The sequence below is a fragment of the Janthinobacterium sp. SUN128 genome, assembly GCF_030587275.1.
GTDB lineage: Bacteria > Pseudomonadota > Gammaproteobacteria > Burkholderiales > Burkholderiaceae_D > Janthinobacterium > Janthinobacterium lividum.
Genome location: NZ_JAPWHY010000001.1, coordinates 2,221,060 through 2,240,485 on the forward strand (window position 1 = coordinate 2,221,060; position 19,426 = coordinate 2,240,485).

The 19,426-nt window shown below is 66.4% G+C and carries 14 protein-coding genes; 9 read left to right on the forward strand and 5 right to left on the reverse strand.

The window, feature by feature from the left end; genetic code table 11:
- Positions 1-927: a lipase secretion chaperone gene (locus tag O3297_RS10075; RefSeq protein WP_305048580.1), complete on the forward strand. Its 927-nt coding sequence runs from the start codon at positions 1-3 to the stop codon at positions 925-927.
- A 3-nt stretch (positions 928-930) separates the two neighbouring features.
- Here the strand turns inward: O3297_RS10075 and O3297_RS10080 are convergent, their stop codons facing one another.
- From O3297_RS10080 to O3297_RS10095, 4 genes are all read right to left on the reverse strand, one after another.
- Positions 931-3,660 (reverse strand): winged helix-turn-helix domain-containing protein, encoded by a 2,730-nt coding sequence (locus O3297_RS10080; protein ID WP_305048581.1) that lies wholly within the window; start codon positions 3,658-3,660, stop codon positions 931-933.
- A gap of 99 nt (positions 3,661-3,759) precedes the next feature.
- Positions 3,760-4,644 (reverse strand): bifunctional diguanylate cyclase/phosphodiesterase, encoded by an 885-nt coding sequence (locus O3297_RS10085; RefSeq protein WP_305048582.1) that lies wholly within the window; start codon positions 4,642-4,644, stop codon positions 3,760-3,762.
- A 35-nt stretch (positions 4,645-4,679) separates the two neighbouring features.
- The gene (locus O3297_RS10090) at positions 4,680-6,278 is read right to left on the reverse strand and encodes a methyl-accepting chemotaxis protein (RefSeq protein ID WP_305048583.1); all 1,599 of its coding nucleotides are present in this window, start codon (positions 6,276-6,278) and stop codon (positions 4,680-4,682) included.
- Between the two features lie 344 nt (positions 6,279-6,622).
- Positions 6,623-8,410 carry a methyl-accepting chemotaxis protein gene (locus tag O3297_RS10095; protein WP_305048584.1) on the reverse strand — a complete coding sequence of 596 codons (1,788 nt, stop codon included), beginning with the start codon at positions 8,408-8,410 and terminating at the stop codon, positions 6,623-6,625.
- Positions 8,411-8,750: 340 nt separating this feature from the next.
- Between O3297_RS10095 and O3297_RS10100 the strand changes: the two genes are divergently transcribed.
- From O3297_RS10100 to O3297_RS10130, 7 genes are all read left to right on the forward strand, one after another.
- Positions 8,751-9,686, forward strand: coding sequence for a 5'-nucleotidase (locus O3297_RS10100; protein ID WP_034782963.1), 936 nt, complete (start codon positions 8,751-8,753; stop codon positions 9,684-9,686).
- A gap of 218 nt (positions 9,687-9,904) precedes the next feature.
- Complete coding sequence (gene mfd, locus O3297_RS10105; protein WP_099393958.1) at positions 9,905-13,348, forward strand: transcription-repair coupling factor; 3,444 nt, start codon at positions 9,905-9,907, stop codon at positions 13,346-13,348.
- Positions 13,349-13,403: 55 nt separating this feature from the next.
- A complete protein-coding gene (serB, locus tag O3297_RS10110; protein WP_070256887.1) occupies positions 13,404-14,246 on the forward strand; it encodes a phosphoserine phosphatase SerB in 843 nt (280 codons plus the stop codon).
- Positions 14,247-14,343: 97 nt separating this feature from the next.
- Positions 14,344-15,072 (forward strand): nucleotidyltransferase domain-containing protein, encoded by a 729-nt coding sequence (locus O3297_RS10115; protein ID WP_305048585.1) that lies wholly within the window; start codon positions 14,344-14,346, stop codon positions 15,070-15,072.
- Positions 15,069-15,995 carry a TIGR04222 domain-containing membrane protein gene (locus O3297_RS10120; protein WP_305048586.1) on the forward strand — a complete coding sequence of 309 codons (927 nt, stop codon included), beginning with the start codon at positions 15,069-15,071 and terminating at the stop codon, positions 15,993-15,995. Before O3297_RS10115 ends, O3297_RS10120 begins: the two co-directional genes overlap by 4 nt.
- Positions 15,985-16,839, forward strand: a complete 855-nt coding sequence (locus O3297_RS10125) for a DUF692 family multinuclear iron-containing protein (RefSeq protein WP_305048587.1) — start codon at positions 15,985-15,987, stop codon at positions 16,837-16,839. The genes O3297_RS10120 and O3297_RS10125 overlap by 11 nt, the downstream gene beginning before the upstream one ends.
- Complete coding sequence (locus tag O3297_RS10130; RefSeq protein ID WP_305048588.1) at positions 16,836-17,102, forward strand: hypothetical protein; 267 nt, start codon at positions 16,836-16,838, stop codon at positions 17,100-17,102. Before O3297_RS10125 ends, O3297_RS10130 begins: the two co-directional genes overlap by 4 nt.
- A 1-nt stretch (position 17,103) precedes the next feature.
- Here O3297_RS10130 and O3297_RS10135 read toward each other — a convergent pair whose 3' ends face one another.
- Complete coding sequence (locus O3297_RS10135) at positions 17,104-18,966, reverse strand: serine hydrolase (protein WP_305048589.1); 1,863 nt, start codon at positions 18,964-18,966, stop codon at positions 17,104-17,106.
- Positions 18,967-19,052: 86 nt separating this feature from the next.
- Between O3297_RS10135 and O3297_RS10140 the strand changes: the two genes are divergently transcribed.
- The gene (locus O3297_RS10140) at positions 19,053-19,415 is read left to right on the forward strand and encodes a DUF4870 domain-containing protein (protein WP_070256844.1); all 363 of its coding nucleotides are present in this window, start codon (positions 19,053-19,055) and stop codon (positions 19,413-19,415) included.
- The last annotated feature ends 11 nt before the right edge of the window (positions 19,416-19,426 follow it).

Consider the following 19,426-nt stretch of genomic DNA (forward strand, 5'->3'; position numbering starts at 1 on the left):
ATGCGCACGAACGCGAAATGGATCATCGGCGGCAGCCTGGCGGCCCTGGCCCTGTACCTGGTGCTGCGCCCCGGGGAGCCGCCCGCCCCGCCGCCGGAAAAGGCGGAACCGGACCTGTTCGCGTTCGTGCGCTCGATGGAAGGCACGCGGCCCGACGGCAACGTGACGGTGGCACCCGGCGACAAGCTGGTGGTCGACGCGGAACTGGGCCACCTGTTCGACTACTACCTGGCGGGCCTCGGCGAAAAGCCGCTGGCCGCCATCCGCAGCCAGATCGAGGCGGAACTGGACCGGCGCCTGGCGCCCGTCCCCGCCCGCGAAGCCAAGCGCCTGCTGGGCGCGTACCTGGCCTACAAGCAGGCGTTGGCCGGCGCGGAACAGGCCTTGCCGGCGCAAGCCGATGCGGCCCTGGCGGCGCGCGCGCGCCTGCAAGCCATGCGCGCCTTGCGCGGCAACTACTTTACAGCCGAGGAAAGCGCCGGCCTGTTCGGCGCCAGCGACGCGTATGACGACGACGCCGTGGCGCGCATGGCCATACTCGGCGACGCCTCGCTCGACGAAGCGCAGCGCCAGGCGCAACTGGCCGCGCTGGACCAGAAATTGTCGCCGGCCCAGCGCGCCGCGCGCGACGCGCCGCTGCAGGTGGCGCAGCTGGACGCCTCCGTCAAGACCTTGCGGGCACAGGGCGGCGGCGACAATGAAGTCTACCGCCTGCGCGCCAGCACGTTCACGCCGGCAGCGGCGGCGCGCCTGGCGGAACTGGACCGCGAGGAATCGCAGTGGCAGCAGCGCATCATCGCGTACCAGGCGGCCAAGGCGCAACAGGCCGGCCTGCCCGGCGGCGCGCAGGATGCGGCAGCCCTGCAGCGGCTGCGCGACGCCAGTTTCTCGCCGGAGGAACAGCGCCGACTGGGCGCCTACGAATAGCCATCAGGCCAGCTGCGCCAGCAAGGCTGCCGCCGCCATCACGTCCGTGCTCTCGCGCCCCTGCCGGTAGCCCGCATGGACAGGAGCCAGCACGGCATGCGCGGCGGCACCGCGGCCTTGCGCCTGCAGCACGGCCGCCAGGCTGGTGGCGCAGCGCAGTTCCCAGCCCGGCGCCTGCTGGCCCCTGGCCAGCAGCAGCGCTTCTTCCAGCTGCGCCCGCACCGCTTCCAGGCCGGCCGCATCGTCTTGCGCCAGCGCCCGCCAGCGGTGGTGCGCGTCGCGGCGCAGCACTTCGGGTGCGCTCCACGGCGCCAGGCCCATGCGCGCGCGCCGCAGCGCCTGGCTATCGGCGGCCGCGTCGTGCAGGGTAGCCATCAAATCGACCTGTATCGGCCAGCTGCGCACCGACGGCCAGGGGAATGGCGCCATCGCCTCGCCCCCGTCGAGCAGGCGCTGGTAGGCGGCGCCCCAGGCGCTCCAGTACAGCAAGCCATAGCGGGCCGCGTGTTCGCACAGCAGGCAAATCCACGCATGCGCCAGTTCCCGCTGCCCGCACCACAGGGCGACAGGAATGGCATTGATGGCCAGCGCCACGCACAGCGTGACGCCATTGTGCTCGAAGCCCACCGCCACCGCCTCGCGCGCCAGGACCAGGGCATCGTCGGGGCGGCCCTGCATCCACAAGCAGCGCGCCAGCGTGCCGCGCAGGCAAACCTGGTGATCGGCCAGCAAGGCATTGTTGAAACCGAGCTGCGCCGCGCCCTCGGGATGCGCCAGCACCATGCGCGCCAGCGCCGCCGACTGCGCGTAGCGTCCCTGCACATATTCGCCCACGGAGCGCATGCGCGCCAGCACCAGGCGCATCGCCATGTCGTCGCGCGTTGCGCACAGGACGGCCAGCTCGGTGACGTAGTTGTCGGCGCGCTGGAAATCGGCCAGCTTCAGGCTGCAGATCCACATGCCGCAAATGGCTTCGGCGCGGCGGCTGCCATCGTCCGTGCGCATGGCCAGCGCATAGCCGCGCTGGAACGAACGCAGCATGGTGCCGGTGATGCCCTGCGTATGCAGCAGCAAGTGCGCCTGCGAGGCATGCAGCTGCATCTCGCTGTCGGGATCGTCCACCGCATGCGCGGCCATGCGCTCGAGCGCCCGCTCGACGCGCACGCGGTATTCATCCATCAGCGACAGCTGATAGAACAGGGTTTGCGCGGCCAAGGTCAGCGCCACGCCCAGCGCCACGTCGCCCTCCTCGCCGAAAGCCCAGTCGATGGCGGCGCGCAGGTCATCGACATGGCGGCCATAGCACGCGCTCCAGCGGGCCGGCGGCATGCTTGCCCAGTCGGCGGCGATGCGTCCGGCCAGTCCCAGGCAATGGCGCGCATGGCGCAGCAGCACGGCACCCTCGCCCCCGCCCGCCGACAGCTGCGCGCCAGCATAGGCGCGCGTGGTGTCGAGCAGCCGGTAATACACATGCTGGCAGCAAAACTCGATGCTGACGAGGGACTTGGCGGCCAGGTCGGCCAGCGTGTCGAACACGTCGCATCCCGCCACGGCGCTGGCCGACTCCAGCCGGAAGCGGCTCCTGAACACGCTCAGCGCCTGCAGCACCTGGCGCTCTTGCGCGTCGAGCAGGCCGTAGCTCCAGTCCAGGGTGGCGCGCAAGGTCTGGTGGCGCAAGGGCATGTTGCGCGCGCCGCGCGTGAGAAGGCGAAAGCGGTCGTCGAGCTGGCGGCGCAATTCGTGCAAGCCGAAATGGCCGATGCGCCCGGCCGCCAGCTCCAGCGCCAGCGGAATGCCATCGAGGCGCCGGCAGATATCCACCACCACGGGCACGTCGGCGTCGGCCAGCACGAAAGTATCGTCGACGGCCGCGCAGCGTTCGCAAAACAGCTGCACCGCGGCGAAGTGCCGGACCGCCGCCGCATCGGGCACGGCATCGGCCGGCGGCAATTCCAGCGCGGGCAGGCGCTGCAGCTGTTCGCTGGTGAGGCGCAGCGGCTCGCGGCTGGTGGCCAGTACGTGCAGCAGCGGCGCGCCCTTGAGCAAGGCGTCGGCCAGGGTGGCGGCCGCGCCGATCACGTGTTCGCAGTTATCGAGCACGAGCAGCATGTGGCGCGGGCGCAGGTAGGCCAGCAGGATCGGCATGGCATCGCCGGCCGGCACCGCCACGCCCAGCGCCGTGGCCAGCGCCAGCGGCACCAGGCGGCCCTCGTCCAGCGGCGACAGGTCGACGAAACATACGCCGTCGGCATAGCGGCGCAGCACGCGCGTGGCCAGGACGACTGCCAGGGTGGTCTTGCCGATGCCGCCCGGACCGGCAATGCACAGCAGGCGCAATTGCAGCAGCTGGTTGGCCATCGTTTGCAGCACCTCGGCGCGGCCCAGCATGCGCGTCAGCATGACGGGCAGGTTATGCCGCGGTTCGGCGCCCGCCGCACCGGACGCCGGCCCGCCCGTGTGCGCCAGCGGCGCCAGGAAGCCGTAGCCGCGCCCGGGGATGGTGGTGATGTAGCGCTGGCCATCGCGGCCATCGCCAAGCGCCTTGCGCAGCGCCGCCAGGTGCACGCGCAAGGTCGCGTCGTCGACCACGGCATTGGGCCAGACGATGGCCACCAGTTCATGCTTGTCGACGATGTCGCCGGCGCGCTCCAGCAGGGCCAGCAGCAAGTCCATGGCCCTGCTGCCCAGGCGCAGCGCGCGATCGCCCTCGAACAGCAGGCGTTCTAGCGGCAAAAGGCGAAACGGGCCAAAGACATAGGCCGGGACAGGACTGTTTATCATTCTTGCGTGGAGGAGAAGGTGTTAAAGCACGCGGCTTGCAGTGGCCATATTCTACTGAGCATCCGCGCCATGCCGCATGGCGCCATGTTTCGGCACTGTTACAAGGCCGGCGGACAGCAGCGCGGCCACCTCGGCCGCAGGCGCCGGGCGGTGCAGATAAAAACCCTGCACCTGCGGGCAGCCCAGCCGCCGCAGCTGCGCCAGCTGTTCCCCGTTTTCCACGCCCTCGGCCAGCGCCTGCAAGCCCAGGCCATGCGCCAGCGCAATGGTCGAGGCGACGATCACGGCATCACTGCCTGCGCTGCCATCCAGGTCGCGGATAAAGGAGCGGTCGATCTTGATGGTGTGAATCGGCAGCATCCTGACATGGCTCAAGCCCGAATGGCCGGTGCCGTAATCGTCAAGCGAAATGCTCAGGCCCAGTGCGCGCAGCTGGCGCAATCCCTGCGCCGCCTGCGCCATGTCGTCGATGCAGCAGCTTTCCGTCACTTCCAGCTCCAGCAGGCCGGGAGGAATGGCGTGGCGCCGCAGGCAGCCCAGCACGAAGTCAGGCAAGTGCGGCTGGCACAGCTGGCGCGCCGAGACATTCACCGCGACCGGCACCAAAGGCAGGCCAGCCGCGCGCCACTGCGCCAGCTGGCGGCAAGCCGCATCGATGCCCCAGTTGCCCAGCGCCGCGATGGCCTGCGTCTGCTCGGCCAGGCCGATGAATTCGTTCGGGTAGATCAGGCCATGGCGCGGATGCTCCCAGCGCAGCAGTGCTTCCAGGCCGACCAGGCGCAGTTGCGCCGTATCGAACTTGCCCTGGTAGTGAAAGCGGAACTCGCCATCGACAATGGCGCTGTCCAGGCGCGCCTGCAGCTCCCGGCTGCGCGCCGACGCCACCGGTGTGCCTGCCGGCCCAACCCGCGTCTGGCGCCGCGCCCGCCACAGCATGACGCAGCCGAGCCAGAACCTTGCCAGGCGCGCCACTAGGCCAGCAGGCGCGGCGCGGCCGGCACGCTGCGGCGCGGCAAGGTGTGCGCCGGCCCCTGCTGCAGGCGAAACACGCTGACCACCTGCAGCAGCTTCGCCGCCTCGCCTTCCAGCGATTGCGACGCGGCCGCCGCCTCTTCCACCAGGGCCGCATTCTGCTGCGTCACTTCATCCATCTGCAGCACCGCCTGGCTGACCTGGCCGATGCCCGTGCTTTGCTCCGCGCTGGCAGCCGTGATGTCGGCCACCATCTGGCTGACACGGCCCACGGCCGCCACCACTTCCTGCATCGTGGCGCCAGCCTGCGCCACGAGGGCCGCGCCCGCGTCCACCTGCTGCGTGGAATTGGCGATCAGGGCGCGGATATCGCGCGCCGCCGCCGCGCTGCGCTGCGCCAGGTTGCGCACTTCCGTCGCCACGACGGCAAAGCCGCGCCCCTGCTCGCCCGCGCGCGCCGCTTCCACGGCCGCGTTCAGGGCCAGGATATTCGTCTGGAAGGCCAGCATGTCGATCACGCCGATGATGTCGGCGATCTGCGCCGAGGAAGCGCTGATGGCGTCCATGGTATGGATCACCTGCCCGACGGCTTGCCCGCCGGCGCCGGCGATATTCGCCGCCTCGACGGCCAGCACGCTGGCGTGGCGGGCATTGTCCGCGTTCTGCTGCACGGTGGAGCTGAGTTCCTCCATGGCCGACGCCGTCTGTTCGAGCGAGCTGGCCTGCTCCTCGGTGCGCGACGACAGGTCGATATTGCCGGCTGCGATCTGCGACGACGCCGTGGCGATGGTGTCGGTGCCGCTGCGCACCTGCTGCACGATGTCGAGCAGGTTGCCGTTCATGATGCACAGCGCGTCGAGCAGCTTGCCCGTTTCATCGCCGCCGTGGCGGCCGAAGGTCGATGTCAGGTCACCTGCGGCCACGGTCTGCGCCACGGTCAGGGCATGGCGCAGCGGATTGACGATGCTGCGCGTGACCAGCCAGGCCGTGACGAGCGAAAAGAGCACGGCCAGCGCGCTCAGTGCCAGCATCATGTTGCGCGCCGTGGCGTATTCGTGGCGCACCTGGGCGCCCGCCTCCTCCATCAGGTCATGCTGGTGCGCGATGAGGCTTTCCAGCGCCGCCATGTAGCGCAGCTGGTCGCCGCGCACGGTGCCGAGCAGCAAACTGGTCGCTTCGTCGCGCGCCCCTTCTTCCAGCAGGGCCAGTACCTTGTCGCGGCCGCCGTTGAACGTGGCGCGCGCCTGCGTCACGGCCGCCATCTGCTGGCGGCCCTGCGGCGACAGCACCACTTTTTCCAGCTGCGCCAGGCCCTTTTCCGTTTCGCCGCCCGCCCTGGCGATGGTGGCGCGTTCCTGCGCCAGCTGCTGCGGCTCCGTCATCAGCAGCAGGTTGCGCGAGGAGCGCGCGATGATGTTGACATTCTTGATGATGTCGTTGGCCAGCACGGTTTTCGGATATTTGTCATCGATCACGTCGCGCATGCGCAGTTCCAGGCTGGACAGGCGCAGCATGCCCAGCACGGCGGTCGCCAGCAGCAGCAAGGTCAACAACGCAAAGGAGCAGCGCAGGCGCGTGCCGATTTTCATATTTGCCATCTTTATTCGCATCCTTCAGTGTGGTGCATCGGTCATCGCGCCGGGCTCGCATGCAAGGCTGACGGCAATGGCTGCCGCCTGCCACGAATGGCTGGACGCAGCAGGCGGAGGGGTCAGCCGGGATGTGGCCGAGGCGGGAACAAGGGTGGTACGGCAGGCAGTGTGAGTTATCTCACAAGCAATGTCGCGTTAAGTTTTGAAAAGATTTGCTTAGATGGCAAAACAGCTATTCTTATAACGCTGTTTTTTTAGTAAGTAGTAACCGCAGTGCGAACCTGTGCGCGCATGTGGAAACGGCCGCGCAAGGCGGCCGTCCGGAAGCGCATGCTGGCGCCGTCAATCCGTCAGAACACTTCCCACTCGTCGTCGCGCGGCGCGCTCTGGCGCTGGGATGGCACGGCGTGCAAGACCGGGCGGCCTGCGGTGGGGCGTGATGCGGGACGCGATGCAGGACCCGCTGCCGGACGCTTCGGCGCGGCGCTGGCCAGCGCGGCGCGCGGCGCGGCCGGCTTTGCGTTCGCGTTTGCGCGCGCGGCAGGCGCCTGGGCGCCATCGATCTTGAAGACGCTGACCACGTCGGCCAGCTGGCCCGATTGCTCCTGCAGGGATTCGGCCGCGGCGGCCGCCTCTTCCACCAGGGCCGCATTCTGCTGCGTCACCTGGTCCATCTGGCCGATGGCCTGGTTGATCTGGTCGATGCCCGAGCTTTGCTCCTGCGTGGCCAGGCTGATTTCCGCCATGATGTCCGTCACGCGCTGCACGCTGGAGACGATTTCGGCCATCGTGTTGCCCGCCTCGGCCACCAGCTTGCTGCCCGCGTCGACCGCCACCACGGAGTCGCCGATCAGGGTCTTGATCTCTTTCGCTGCGCCAGCGGATCTTTGGGCAAGATTACGCACTTCCGTCGCCACGACGGCGAAACCGCGCCCTTGCTCGCCCGCGCGCGCCGCTTCCACGGCCGCATTCAAGGCCAGGATATTCGTCTGGAAGGCGATGCCGTCGATGACGGAAATGATGTCGACGATCTTGCGCGACGAGTCGTTGATGGCGTCCATGGTCTGCACCACCTTGCCTACCACTTCACCGCCTTTCACGGCCACGCCCGAGGCGCTCAGCGCCAGCTGGTTGGCCTGCTGGGCATTGTCGGCGTTCTGCCGCACGGTGGACGTCAGCTCTTCCATCGACGACGCCGTCTCTTCCAGCGAACTGGCCTGCTCTTCCGTGCGCGAGGACAGGTCCAGGTTGCCGCTGGCAATTTCCGACGAGGCCGTGGCGATGGTCTCCGTGCCGCTGCGTACCTGGCCGACAATGCTGACCAGGCTGGAATTCATGTCCTTGAGCGCCTGCAGCAGCTGGCCCGTTTCTTCCGTCGTGTGCACCTCGATGTGGCTGGTCAGGTCGCCCGAGGCCACCGTCTGCGCCACTTTCACGGCCGAGTTGATCGGCTGCGTGATGGCGCGCGTGATGTAGGCGGCGCAACCGATGCCCAGCGCGGAGGCCAGCAAGCCGAGGATGACCATCAGGCTTTCCGAGCGGATGACGGCCGCGCTGCCGTCCTTGACGCTGGCGTCGGCCACGCCGTTATTGAGCTTGATAATGTCGTTGAGCGTGCCTTCGGCCTTGCCGAACAGCGCGCGCGAATCCTGGTACTGCTTGTAGAACGCCACGAACAACTCTTTCTGCCGCGGCTCGTCGCGGTTGTCGGCCAGTTGGCGCAAGATGGCGCGCACCTTGTCGTCGTCCGCCTTCCAGGCCGTCCACTCGCCCTGGAAGCGCTGCCACAGCGCGGCTTCCTCGGTGGTCTGCGGCAGCGGTTCGTACAGCTTGCGGCCCGCCTCGATATTGTTCCAGGCCTTGGTGCGCAGCTGCAGCGCTTCCGCGAACTTATCCTGTGCCTGGTAATTGTTTTCATAGATGGCGGCCGTCAGGGTGGCGGCGGCAACGGCCGTCTGGCCTTCGCTGATCATCATCAAGCCCTGGATCGACGGCAGGCGCACCACGCCGATTTCATTGACGGCGCGCCCCACGGTGGCGATGCCCGTGTAGCCGCTGATGCCCACCACCAGCAAGGCCACCATCATCACGGCGACAAGCGTCGCCAACTTCCATTTGATCAGTAAATTCTTAAACATGGCGAGGTCCTTTATAAAGTCACGAAGACTGCTGGCGAAGTCGGGGCTGGCATGTTCGAGTAAAACAGCTGACACTTGTATAAAGGCGGCGGGGATGGGGCGTACGCTTCGTTACAATTGGCGAGATTTTATAAGTGGAAGCATAGTGGAAAACGGACGCGCTGACAGCTACATACTTGATACAAATCAATATTTCTTTCCTTACTGTGGTGCGCCTTGCACAGTGGCATCGAAAAGCCGTCCAATGCCCTGCTTTGGTGCAAAAAATCCCCGCGCGTCACTATTGGCTACGCAGTTGATAGTCGTATAAGATGAGCAACAAGCAAACAACAGGCAGACCATGGCTTATCCTATCGAACACAAACTGGTGATCGGGGTCGCTTCCAGCGCCCTGTTCGACCTGGCCGAATCGCACCAGGTCTACCTCGACAACGGCCCGGAGGAATACCGCAAATACCAGGAAACGCATATCGACACGGTCTTGCCGCGCGGCGTGGCCTTTCCCTTCATCCGCCGCTTCCTGAACATCAACAAGCACTATCCGCGCCAGTCGCCCGTGGAAGTGGTGCTGTTTTCGCGCAATTCGCCGGAAACGGGCTTGCGCGTCATGCACAGCATCGCTCACTACGGCCTGGACATTTCGCGCGCCGCCTTCATGACGGGCAAGTCGCCCTACCCCTACCTGCCCGCCTTCAACGCGTCGCTGTTCCTCAGCGCGAATGAAGACGACGTGCGCAGCGCCCTGGCCTGCGACTATCCGGCCGGCCTGGTGCTGCCGTCGCGCACGGAAGACGACGAAAACGACGAGGAACTGCGCGTGGCCTTCGATTTCGACGGCGTAATCGCTGACGACGAAGCGGAAACCGTATTCAAGCGCAATAACGACGTCGATGAATTCCACGCCCATGAAACCCTGAACGTGGGTACGCCGCACCGCCCCGGCCCGCTGGCCGGCCTGTTCCAGAAGCTGGCCACCATGCAGCGCCTGGAGGAAAGGGCCCAGCGGCGCGATCCCGGCTATAAAAAGATCCTGCGCATCGCCATCATCACGGCGCGCAATGCGCCCTCGCACGAGCGGGTCGTGACGACCCTGAAAAGCTGGGGCGTGGCGGCCGACGAAACGTTTTTCCTCGGCGGCATGGACAAGTCCCGCGTGCTGGCCGTGTTCAAGCCGCATATCTTCTTCGATGACCAGTTGAGCCACCTCAAATCGGCGGGCGGCACCATCCCGATGGTGCATGTCCCGTTCGGCATTGCGAATGTCCGCGCAGGATAAAACCTGCTGCGCGTCGTGCTTTGCGGCCTGCGATGCTCACCGTACTAAAGTACGGTTGCGCTTCTTAGCCACAAATCACTGCCGCTCACGACGGTTTTCTCAAGCGCGGAGATATAAGTGATGGTCTATAATCTCGCCTGTCGGCGCCGTCACTGGCGGCGCTGCGCGCACCACAGCTGTCCCATTCAACTGCCTCTGCCACTAGTGTCATCGCCTGCATGTCCTTAGACTTAACAAAAGCCCTCCCCAAGCCCGGCAACCGCTATGCGCTGCCCGCCCTGTATGGTTCATCCGACGCCTATGCCCTGGCGCTGGCCGCGCTGGAATTGAAAGCGCGGGGCCAGATGCTGGCCGTGGTGGTGGCGCAGGCCAGCGATGGCCAGCGCCTGCTCGATGAAATCCCGTGGTTTGGCGGCAAGGACCTGCGCTGCCATTTGCTGCCGGATTGGGAAACCCTGCCCTACGACGCGTTTTCGCCGCACCAGGACCTGGTCTCCGAGCGCCTGGCCACCCTGCATGAAATCCAGACGCGCCAGTGCGACGTGCTGATCGTGCCGGCCACCACGGCCCTCGTGCGCCTGGCGCCGCCGTCCTTTTTGGCCGCCTACACCTTCTTCTTCAAGAAGGGCGAAAAGCTCGACGAAGCGCGCCTGAAGTCGCAGCTGACCCTGGCCGGCTACAGCCATGTCTCGCAAGTGATGTCGCCCGGCGAATACTCGGTGCGCGGCGGCCTGCTTGACCTGTTCCCTATGGGTTCGGCCTTGCCCTACCGGCTCGACCTGTTCGGCGACACCATCGAGACCATCCGCACGTTTGACGCGGACACCCAGCGCTCGCTGTATCCCGTGCATGAAGTGCGGCTGCTGCCGGGGCGCGAATTCCCCATGGATGAAGCGGCGCGCACCACCTTCCGCAACCGCTGGCGCGAACAGTTCGAGGGCGACCCATCGCGCTCGGTCGTCTACAAGGACATCAGCAGCGGCATCGCCTCGGCCGGCATCGAATACTATCTGCCCCTGTTTTTTGAACAAACGGCCACCCTGTTCGACTACCTGCCACAAGACGCCTCGCTGGCCCTGGTAGGCGAGATCGACGCGGCCATTGGCCGCTTCTGGACCGATACCCAGTCGCGCTACCGCTTTTTGAAGGCGGACCGCGAGCGGCCGATCCTGCCGCCCGAATCGCTGTTCCTGTCCGACGAGCAGTTCTTCGGCCTGGCCAAGCCGTATCCGCGCCTGGCGATCGCCAAATCGAACGATGCGCTGGCGTCCGAACTGTCGGCCCCCGTGCCGAACATCGCCGTCAACCGCCGCGCCGACGACCCGCTGGCCAACCTGCGCAGCTATTTGCTGCAATCGGGCCGCCGCGTGATGATCTGCGCCGAATCGAACGGCCGCCGCGAAACCCTGCAGCAGTACTTCACCGAATACGATCTGCACCTGACGCCGGTGGAAGGCAGCGACGGCTTCCTGCAATCAAGCGCCAAGCTGATGCTGGGCGTGGCGCCTCTGCACGCGGGCTTCGAGCTGTTTACGCCGGAAGGAAATTTATCCTTCATCACCGAGACGGAGCTGTACGCCGGTTCCGGCCGCCGCGTCGGCACCAAGAAGCAGGAAGGCGTGACGCAGGTCGAATCGATGGTGCGCGACCTGTCGGAGCTGAAGATCGGCGACCCCGTCGTGCATATCAACCACGGCATCGGGCGCTACATGGGCCTGACCAGCATGGACCTGGGCGAAGGCGAGACGGAATTTTTGCATCTGGAGTACGCCAAGGACACCAAGCTGTACGTGCCCGTGTCGCAGCTGCACGTCATTTCCCGCTATTCGGGCGCTTCGCCGGAAGACGCGCCGCTGCATTCGCTCGGCTCGGGACAGTGGGAAAAGGCGAAAAAGCGCGCCGCCGAACAGGTGCGCGACACGGCCGCCGAGCTGCTCAACCTGTATGCCCGCCGCGCGCTGCGCCAGGGCCACTCGTTCGAATTCTCGTCGCACGACTACCAGCGCTTCGCCGACAGCTTCGGCTTCGACGAAACGCCGGACCAGGCCGAGGCCATCCACAACGTCATCAAGGACATGACTTCCGGCAAACCGATGGACCGCCTCGTGTGCGGCGACGTCGGCTTCGGCAAGACGGAAGTGGCGCTGCGCGCCGCCTTCATCGCCGTCATGGGCGGCAAGCAGGTGGCCATCCTGGCGCCCACCACCCTGCTGGCGGAACAGCATGCGCAAACCTTCGCCGACCGCTTTGCCGACTGGCCCGTGCGCATCGCGGAATTGTCGCGCTTCCGCAGCGGCAAGGAGATCACGCAGGCGTTCAAGGGCATGGCCGACGGCACCATCGACATCGTCATCGGCACGCACAAGCTGCTGTCCGACGACGTGAAGTTTACGCGCCTGGGCCTGGTCATCATCGATGAGGAACACCGGTTCGGCGTGCGCCAGAAGGAAGCCTTGAAGGCGCTGCGCGCGGAAGTGGACGTGCTGACCCTGACAGCCACGCCGATCCCCCGCACCCTGGGCATGGCGCTGGAAGGCTTGCGCGACTTTTCCATCATCGCCACGGCGCCGCAAAAGCGCCTGGCCATCAAGACTTTTGTCCGCAGCGAGGGCGAAGCCATCATCCGCGAAGCGTGTTTGCGCGAGCTCAAACGGGGCGGCCAGATCTACTTCCTGCATAACGAGGTGGAAACCATCCAGAACCGCCTGGCCATGCTGACGGAATTGCTGCCCGAGGCGCGCATCGCCGTGGCGCATGGCCAGATGCACGAGCGCGACCTGGAAAAGGTCATGCGCGACTTCGTCGCCCAGCGTTTCAACATCCTGCTGTGCACGACCATCATTGAAACCGGCATCGACGTGCCGACGGCGAACACCATCATCATGCACCGCGCCGACAAGTTCGGCCTGGCGCAGCTGCACCAGCTGCGCGGCCGGGTGGGACGCTCGCATCACCAGGCCTACGCCTACCTGCTGGTGCACGACGTGCAGGGCCTGACCAAACTGGCGCAGCGCCGCCTGGACGCCATCCAGCAGATGGAAGAACTGGGCAGCGGCTTTTACCTGGCCATGCACGACCTGGAAATCCGCGGCGCCGGCGAAGTGCTGGGCGAGAGCCAGTCGGGCGAGATGACGGAAATCGGCTTCCAGCTGTATTCGGACATGCTCAACGAAGCCGTGCGCTCGCTGAAAGCGGGCAAGGAGCCGGACCTGGCGGCGCCGCTGGCGTCCACCACCGAGATCAACCTGCACGTGCCGGCCCTGCTGCCGGCCGACTTCTGCGGCGACGTGCACGAGCGCCTGTCGATCTACAAGCGCCTGGCCAACTGCGCCACGCAGGACAAGATCGACGATATCCAGGAAGAGCTGATCGACCGCTTCGGCAAGCTGCCCGACGCCGTCAAGGCCCTGGTCGAGACGCACCGCCTGCGCATTGCGGCGAAAACCGTGGGCATCGTCAAGATCGACGTGCATGGCGAGGCGGCCACCCTGCAATTCATGGCCAAGCCGCCCATCGACCCGATGCGCATCATCGACTTGATCCAGAAGAACCGCCATATCAAGCTGCATGGCCAGGACAAGCTGAAAATCACGGCCGCCATGCCGGACCTGGCTGCGCGCGTGACGCAGATCAAGACCACCATCAAGCAATTGACGGTGTAGACCATTTCGACAATCTATGCAGGACTGCCCCATGACCAATACCAAGACCATCACCATGAATCTGATCCTGCAGGGCCTTGACGGCGATAGCGCACGCCTCGAGCGCATCGCCGCGCTGGCCGCGCCCACGTCCATCACGCGCCTCGGCCCGAACGCCGTGCGCTGCGAGCAGATCGCCTATTCGCCTGCGCTGCGCCCCACCATCGAAGTGGCGGCCCAGGCGGCGCAGCTGGACGCCACCTACATGATGGGCCAGCGCGAACTGAGTGAATTCAAGCTGGTGGCGATGGACATGGATTCGACCCTGATCACCATCGAGTGCATCGATGAAATCGCCGACATGCAGGGATTGAAACCGCAAGTGGCGGCCATCACGGAAGCGGCCATGCGCGGCGAACTCGATTTTAGCGCCAGCCTGAAGCAGCGCGTGGCCCTGCTCGAAGGGCTCGATGCATCGGCCCTGCAGCGCGTCTACGACGAGCGCCTGAAACTGTCGCCGGGCGCGCAAGCCATGCTGGCGGCCGTGCAGAAGGCCGGCCTGAAAACCCTGCTGGTGTCGGGCGGCTTCACCTTCTTCACCGAACGCCTGAAAGAGCGCCTGGGCCTCGACTACACGCACGCGAACGAACTGGAAATCGTCGACGGCAAGCTGACGGGCAAAGTCCTCGGCGGGATCGTCGACGCCGAGGAAAAGCAGCGCACGGTGGAGCGCGTGTGCAAGGAGATGGGTATTTCGCCGTCTGAAGCCATCGTCATGGGCGACGGCGCCAACGACTTGAAAATGATGGGCATCGCCGGCCTGTCCGTGGCCTTCCGCGCCAAGCCCGTGGTGCGCTCGCAGGCCGACGTGGCGCTGAACTTCGTGGGACTCGATGGCTTGCTCAACGTATTGACCTGAGTTGGCGTATCTGGCGGACGGTGCGCGCACGATGGCATAAGTTTGCTATATTGCAAACTTATGTTCATCCCGCCAACCGATCGTGAAAGTACACCGCATGCCGCCACCGCTGCCAGAAGAGATACAACGCCACCTGGATGTGTTTGTCGCCGCCGCGCACAGCGCGTTTGGTGACGACCTTGCCGCCGCCGTGCTGTTTGGCTCGGCCGCCGATGGCCAGGTGCGCGCCACCTCCGACGTCAACCTGCTGTTGCTGCTCAAGCGTTTTACGCCGCAGGCGGCCGATACATTGCGCGGGCCCTTGCGCCTGGCGCACGCCGCCATCGATTTGCAGGTGATGTTCCTGCTCGAGGGCGAATTGACGCAGGCCGCCGACGCCTTCGCCGTCAAGTTCGCCGACATCATCGCGCGCCACAAGGTGCTGCACGGCCTTGACCCTTTCGCCAGCCTGCACACCAGCCGCGACGCCGTGCTGCGCCGGCTGCGGCAAGTGCTGCTGAACCAGCAGGTGCGCATGCGCGAACGGTATATGCTATTGAGCCTGAATGAAGAACAGCTGGCCGGCGCCATCGCCGACGCAGCCGGTCCGCTGCGTGCGGCGGCGGCCTCGCTGGCACAGCTGGAGGGCAAGTCCGCGCTGTCCGGCAAGCAGGCGCTCGAAGCGTTTGTCGACCAGCTGGGCGACCCTGCCCTGCACTCCGCCTTGCAAGCCATGTCGGCGGCGCGCGAAACGGCACGCCTGGCGCCGGGGCAAGCCATGCCCGCCTTTACAGGCTTGATGACGATTACCGGACACTTGCGCGAACACGAGGAGCACATGCGGTGAACGGCTTCAATCCCTTTGACTGGAGCGGGCCATGGTTCCTGCTGGCCTACCTGATCTTCGGCGTGCTCGTGTACTATCTCGCGCGCGAGCTGCTGATACGCCAGGAGCTGCGCAATCCGCATGCCAAGCTGTCGCTGGCCGATGATCCCTACCGCATCGCCTTCTTGCGCGGCGGCGCCCTCGACGCCGTGAAAATTGCCGCCATCGTGCTGGTCGACCGCGGCTTGCTGCGCGCCGATGGCCCGCTGCTGGAAACGGCCAGCGCCGACAGCCTGCGCTTCGCCAATCACGACATCGAACGCGACGTGCTGCGGCTGTATCTGGGCCGCCAGGGCCACAGCAGGGAACTGGCCGAGCAGGCAGACATGCTGCCATCGTGCCGCGCCTACCTGGACTCCTTGAAATGGCAGGAATTGCTGGTCGGCCCGCGGCTGCTGCGCCGGCGCGAACGCATCACCGGGGCCGCGCGCTACCTGCTGCTGACGGTGGCCGCCGTCAAGGCCGTCATCGCCATCAGCCGCCAGCACTACAACCTGCTGTTCCTGGCCCTGCTGCTGGTGATATTCCTGCTCATGCTGCGCGGCTTGCGCACCCAGGCGACCAGCTGGAGCGCACAGCGGCTGCTGACCGACTTGCGCATGCTGTTTGGCCGCCTGAACATGCGCTCGTCGCGCCTGAACCCAGGCAGCAGCAGCGCCGACATGGCACTGCTGGCCGCCATCTTCGGCCTCGGCGCCCTGCCCTTGTCCGTGTACGCCTATGTCGCCGAGCTGTACCCGGTACCCCGGAAAAACACGGGCGGCGACTCCTCGTCCAGCAGCTCGGGCGACTCGTCATCGGGTGGTGGCGACGGCGGCGGCGACGGTGGCGGCTCTTCCGGCGGCTGTGGCGGTTGCGGCGGTGGTGGCGGCTGTGGCAGCTGACAAGGGGCCGGCACGCGACCGCGTCGGCCTGGGCTGGCGCGGCGAACTGGCTTCCGGCATCCTGTCCAACCTGGCGCACATCGACGTGCTGGAAGTGATCGCCGACGACTATTACCGCGCCTCGCGCGCCGGCATCGCCGCCTTGCGCAGCCTGGCGCGCCAGGTGCCCGTCAGCCTGCACGGCGTGGGAATGGGGCTGGCCTCGACGCTACCGGCCGACCCGCGCCGCCTGCATGCGATGGCGCGCCTGATGCGCGAGGTGCAAGCCGAGTCGTGGTCAGAGCACCTGAGTTTTGTGCGCGCCGGCGGCGTGGAAATCGGCCACCTGGCGGCGCCGCCGCGCACGCCGCACAGCGCCGCCGGCGCCATCGCCAATATCGCGCTGGCCACGCGCATCGTCGGCAGCGCGCCGCTGATGGAAAACATCGCCACCCTGGTCCAGCCGCCCGCCAGCACGCTGGACGAAGCCGCATGGCTGGCGCAGATCATCCACGGCGCGCAAGTGCCGCTGCTGCTCGACCTGCACAACCTGTATGCGAATGCCGTCAATTTTGGCGAGGCACCGGAGGAACTGCTGCTGCGCTTGCCGCTGGACAGGGTCCGCGCCGTGCACCTGAGCGGCGGCCACTGGATCGACGCGCCGGGCGGCGGCCAGCGCCTGCTGGACGACCATCTGCACGACGTGCCGCCCGCCGTCTTCGCCCTGTTGACCGTGCTGGCGCGCCAGGCGCCCCAGCCCCTGACGGTGATCGTCGAACGCGACGGCAATTATCCATCGTTCGAGCATGTGCTGGACCAGCTGGAGCTGGCGCGCGCGGCCTTGCGCGCGGGCCGAAACGCATGAGTTCCCCCGCACTGGAAACCTACCTGGCAAGACTGTACACGGACGACGCCCTGCGTGCAGCCTTCCTGCGCGAGCCCCGTGCGCAAGCCTTGCTGCAGGGCTTGTCGCCGCAGGAGGCGGACGCGATGGCGGCGATGGACCGCATCGGCCTGCAGATGGCGGCGGCCAGCTATCGTGCCAAGCGGGCCGGACGTACCGAACAGGGCGGCCAGCCCAGGCCGGCGCAACGCTGGTGGCGCCGGCTGCTGGCTGCCTGGACCTGACCTACAAGTGCCACAGCCGCAGCGGCAGCAACCCCCACCAGGCCAGCACCAGCAGCAGCTGCAAGGCAGCCAGCAAGGCCACCCAATCCCATTTCGCCCACGAGCCCGCCTCGGCCGCCGTGCCGCAGCTGCGCCAGCAGCGCGCCAGGCCGAACGCCGTCGCCAGCGGCAGCGCGCCTGTCGCCAGTGCCAGCAGCACGCTGGCGATGGTGACGTCGCCCAGGCGCAGGTAGGACTGGAAATAGAAAAACGGCAGCGGCAAGAGCAGCGCCAGCAGCGACAGCAAGGGCGCGAACAGATGGTCGCCCCGCCCCAGGCTGCGCCGCGCAGCGCGCCACACGCCCACCACCAGCACATACAGCAAGCCGGCAGCACCCAGGGCCAGGCTGCCCCACAGCACCAGCATGCGCAGCATCGATGCGCGCTCATAGCTGCGCAAGCCGTCGCTGAGCACATGCTTGCCATCCTCTTGCATCAGCACGTGCGACGGCGTGCTGCGGTCGCTGGCGCGGAACAGCAAGCCGCCCACCGGTTCCAGTTCCTTCGGCTCGCCCTGGAACGGGATCAGGAACAGCGACTCGCCATCCCATTTCAGGCGCGTAAAGCCAAAGACGGCATCGACCCAGGCCATGCTGGCCATGGGGCTGGGCGACGGCACGTACACGCCCTGCCAGTTTTCCACCGTGGGCGCGGGCGTGCCGCGCGGGGCCGGCGCGCGCAGCGGCAACTCCAGATCGCGCAGCAGCAGGCGGTTGAAGCGTTCATAGTCGGCCTGCTCCGCATCCGTATTGAAGGCCACGAAGAAGGCGCTGTCCTGCTCCGGATAGATGCACAGCATGGCGCGGAAACCCACGGCCGTGCCAGGATGGCAGGCGCCCACCACATTGTGGCGGTCGCGCACGGCAAGCGCCAGGCCGTGGCCCGTTGCCAGGCCCGCCTGCGCCGCGTCCGTGCCGGCCGGTTCGGACAAGGCGCCCATCAGCGCCATGTCGATGAATTGCTTGTCCTGCAGCTTGCCGTCGCCCATGAGGAATTGCGCCAGCTTGCCCATGTCGGCCGCCGTGGTGGTAAATTGCGCGGCCGGACGCAGGTATTGGGGCACGGCCGGCTGCGCCACGCCATGCTCGAAGTGGCCCATGGCCAGGCGCGGATCAAGCTGCGGGCCCGTTTGCGTAACGAAGGCAAACGTGCTGTCCGCCATGCCCAGCGGCTGCAGCAGCTGCGCATCGAGGTAACGCTCGTACGGCTGGCCCGTGACTTTCTCGATCACCATGCCCAGCAAGCCATAGCCCATGTTCGAATACGCATAACGGCTGCCGGGCCGCGCGCGCACGCGCAGCAGATTGCGGCCGCCGTCAAACGCCTCGGCCAGCGGCATGTCCGGCGCCGGGTTCAGGCTGAACGCCTGCCAGAAGCGCACGTTATCGAGGCCGGACGTGTGCGCCAGCAGGTGGCGGATGCGCACGGGATCGCTGGCTTGCCACGGGTTTTTCAGCGCCAGTTCCGGCAGCACCTGCTGCAGGGGCGTGTCGAGCGTGAGCCGGTCTTCGCTGACCAGGCGCATGATGCCCAGCGCCAGCGCCACCTTGCCCACGGAGCCCACCTGCATGCGCGTGTCCGCCTGCATGGGTATTTGCTTGGCAGCATCGCGCAAGCCGGACGCGCCAACTTTGACTGTTCCGTCGGGCAAAACTTCACTCCAGACAGCGCCCGCCAGGCCCTCTTCCTTCAAGCCGGCGGCAAACTCCGCTTCCAGGGGAGCGGCGGCGTGGGCCACGCTGGCGCACAGCAGCAAGGCCGGCAAGGCCTGGCGCAGCCATGACCTGGCGCGCGCGGCCAGGGTGGGATAGCGATCTCGTTTCAACAATGTATTCTGCCTTTTTGCATGGACTGCGCTCCCGTGCCGCTTTGCTTGTTACAATTAAAAATTGAGCAACGACGGGAGCTTTCATGTCACAAGATATTATTTTGGATACCCAACTCCAGCAGACCAAGAACCTGGCCTGGTGGTTGTACCTGATACATGGCGCCAGCTTTGTGTTTTCGCTGGGCGCGTTTTCCTTCATTCCGCTCATCATCAATTATGTGAAGCGGGACGAGGCGGCCGGGACCTTCGTGCACAGCCATCACAGCTGGATGATCCGTTCCTTCTGGTGGTATGCGGCCTGGATCGTCGTCGGCGCCATCCTGTGGATCACGCTGATCGGCATTCCGCTGGCACTCATCGTGTGGGGCGTGGCCTGGCTGTGGAAAGCCTACCGCTTGCTGCGCGGCTTCCTCGACCTGAACAACAACAAGCCCGTGCCCATGTAAAAGGTGCTTCG

What these genes read in the sequence shown, in the direction of transcription:
- O3297_RS10130 (WP_305048588.1), top strand. Translation starts at nt 16,836, where the DNA reads ATGAGTTCCCCCGCACTGGAAACCTACCTGGCAAGACTGTACACGGAC.
- O3297_RS10140 (WP_070256844.1), top strand. Translation starts at nt 19,053, where the DNA reads ATGTCACAAGATATTATTTTGGATACCCAACTCCAGCAGACCAAGAAC.
- mfd (WP_099393958.1), top strand. Translation starts at nt 9,905, where the DNA reads ATGTCCTTAGACTTAACAAAAGCCCTCCCCAAGCCCGGCAACCGCTAT.
- O3297_RS10075 (WP_305048580.1), top strand. Translation starts at nt 1, where the DNA reads ATGCGCACGAACGCGAAATGGATCATCGGCGGCAGCCTGGCGGCCCTG.
- O3297_RS10095 (WP_305048584.1), bottom strand. Translation starts at nt 8,410, where the DNA reads ATGTTTAAGAATTTACTGATCAAATGGAAGTTGGCGACGCTTGTCGCC.
- serB (WP_070256887.1), top strand. Translation starts at nt 13,404, where the DNA reads ATGAATCTGATCCTGCAGGGCCTTGACGGCGATAGCGCACGCCTCGAG.
- O3297_RS10100 (WP_034782963.1), top strand. Translation starts at nt 8,751, where the DNA reads ATGGCTTATCCTATCGAACACAAACTGGTGATCGGGGTCGCTTCCAGC.
- O3297_RS10090 (WP_305048583.1), bottom strand. Translation starts at nt 6,278, where the DNA reads ATGGCAAATATGAAAATCGGCACGCGCCTGCGCTGCTCCTTTGCGTTG.
- O3297_RS10115 (WP_305048585.1), top strand. Translation starts at nt 14,344, where the DNA reads ATGCCGCCACCGCTGCCAGAAGAGATACAACGCCACCTGGATGTGTTT.
- O3297_RS10085 (WP_305048582.1), bottom strand. Translation starts at nt 4,644, where the DNA reads ATGCTGTGGCGGGCGCGGCGCCAGACGCGGGTTGGGCCGGCAGGCACA.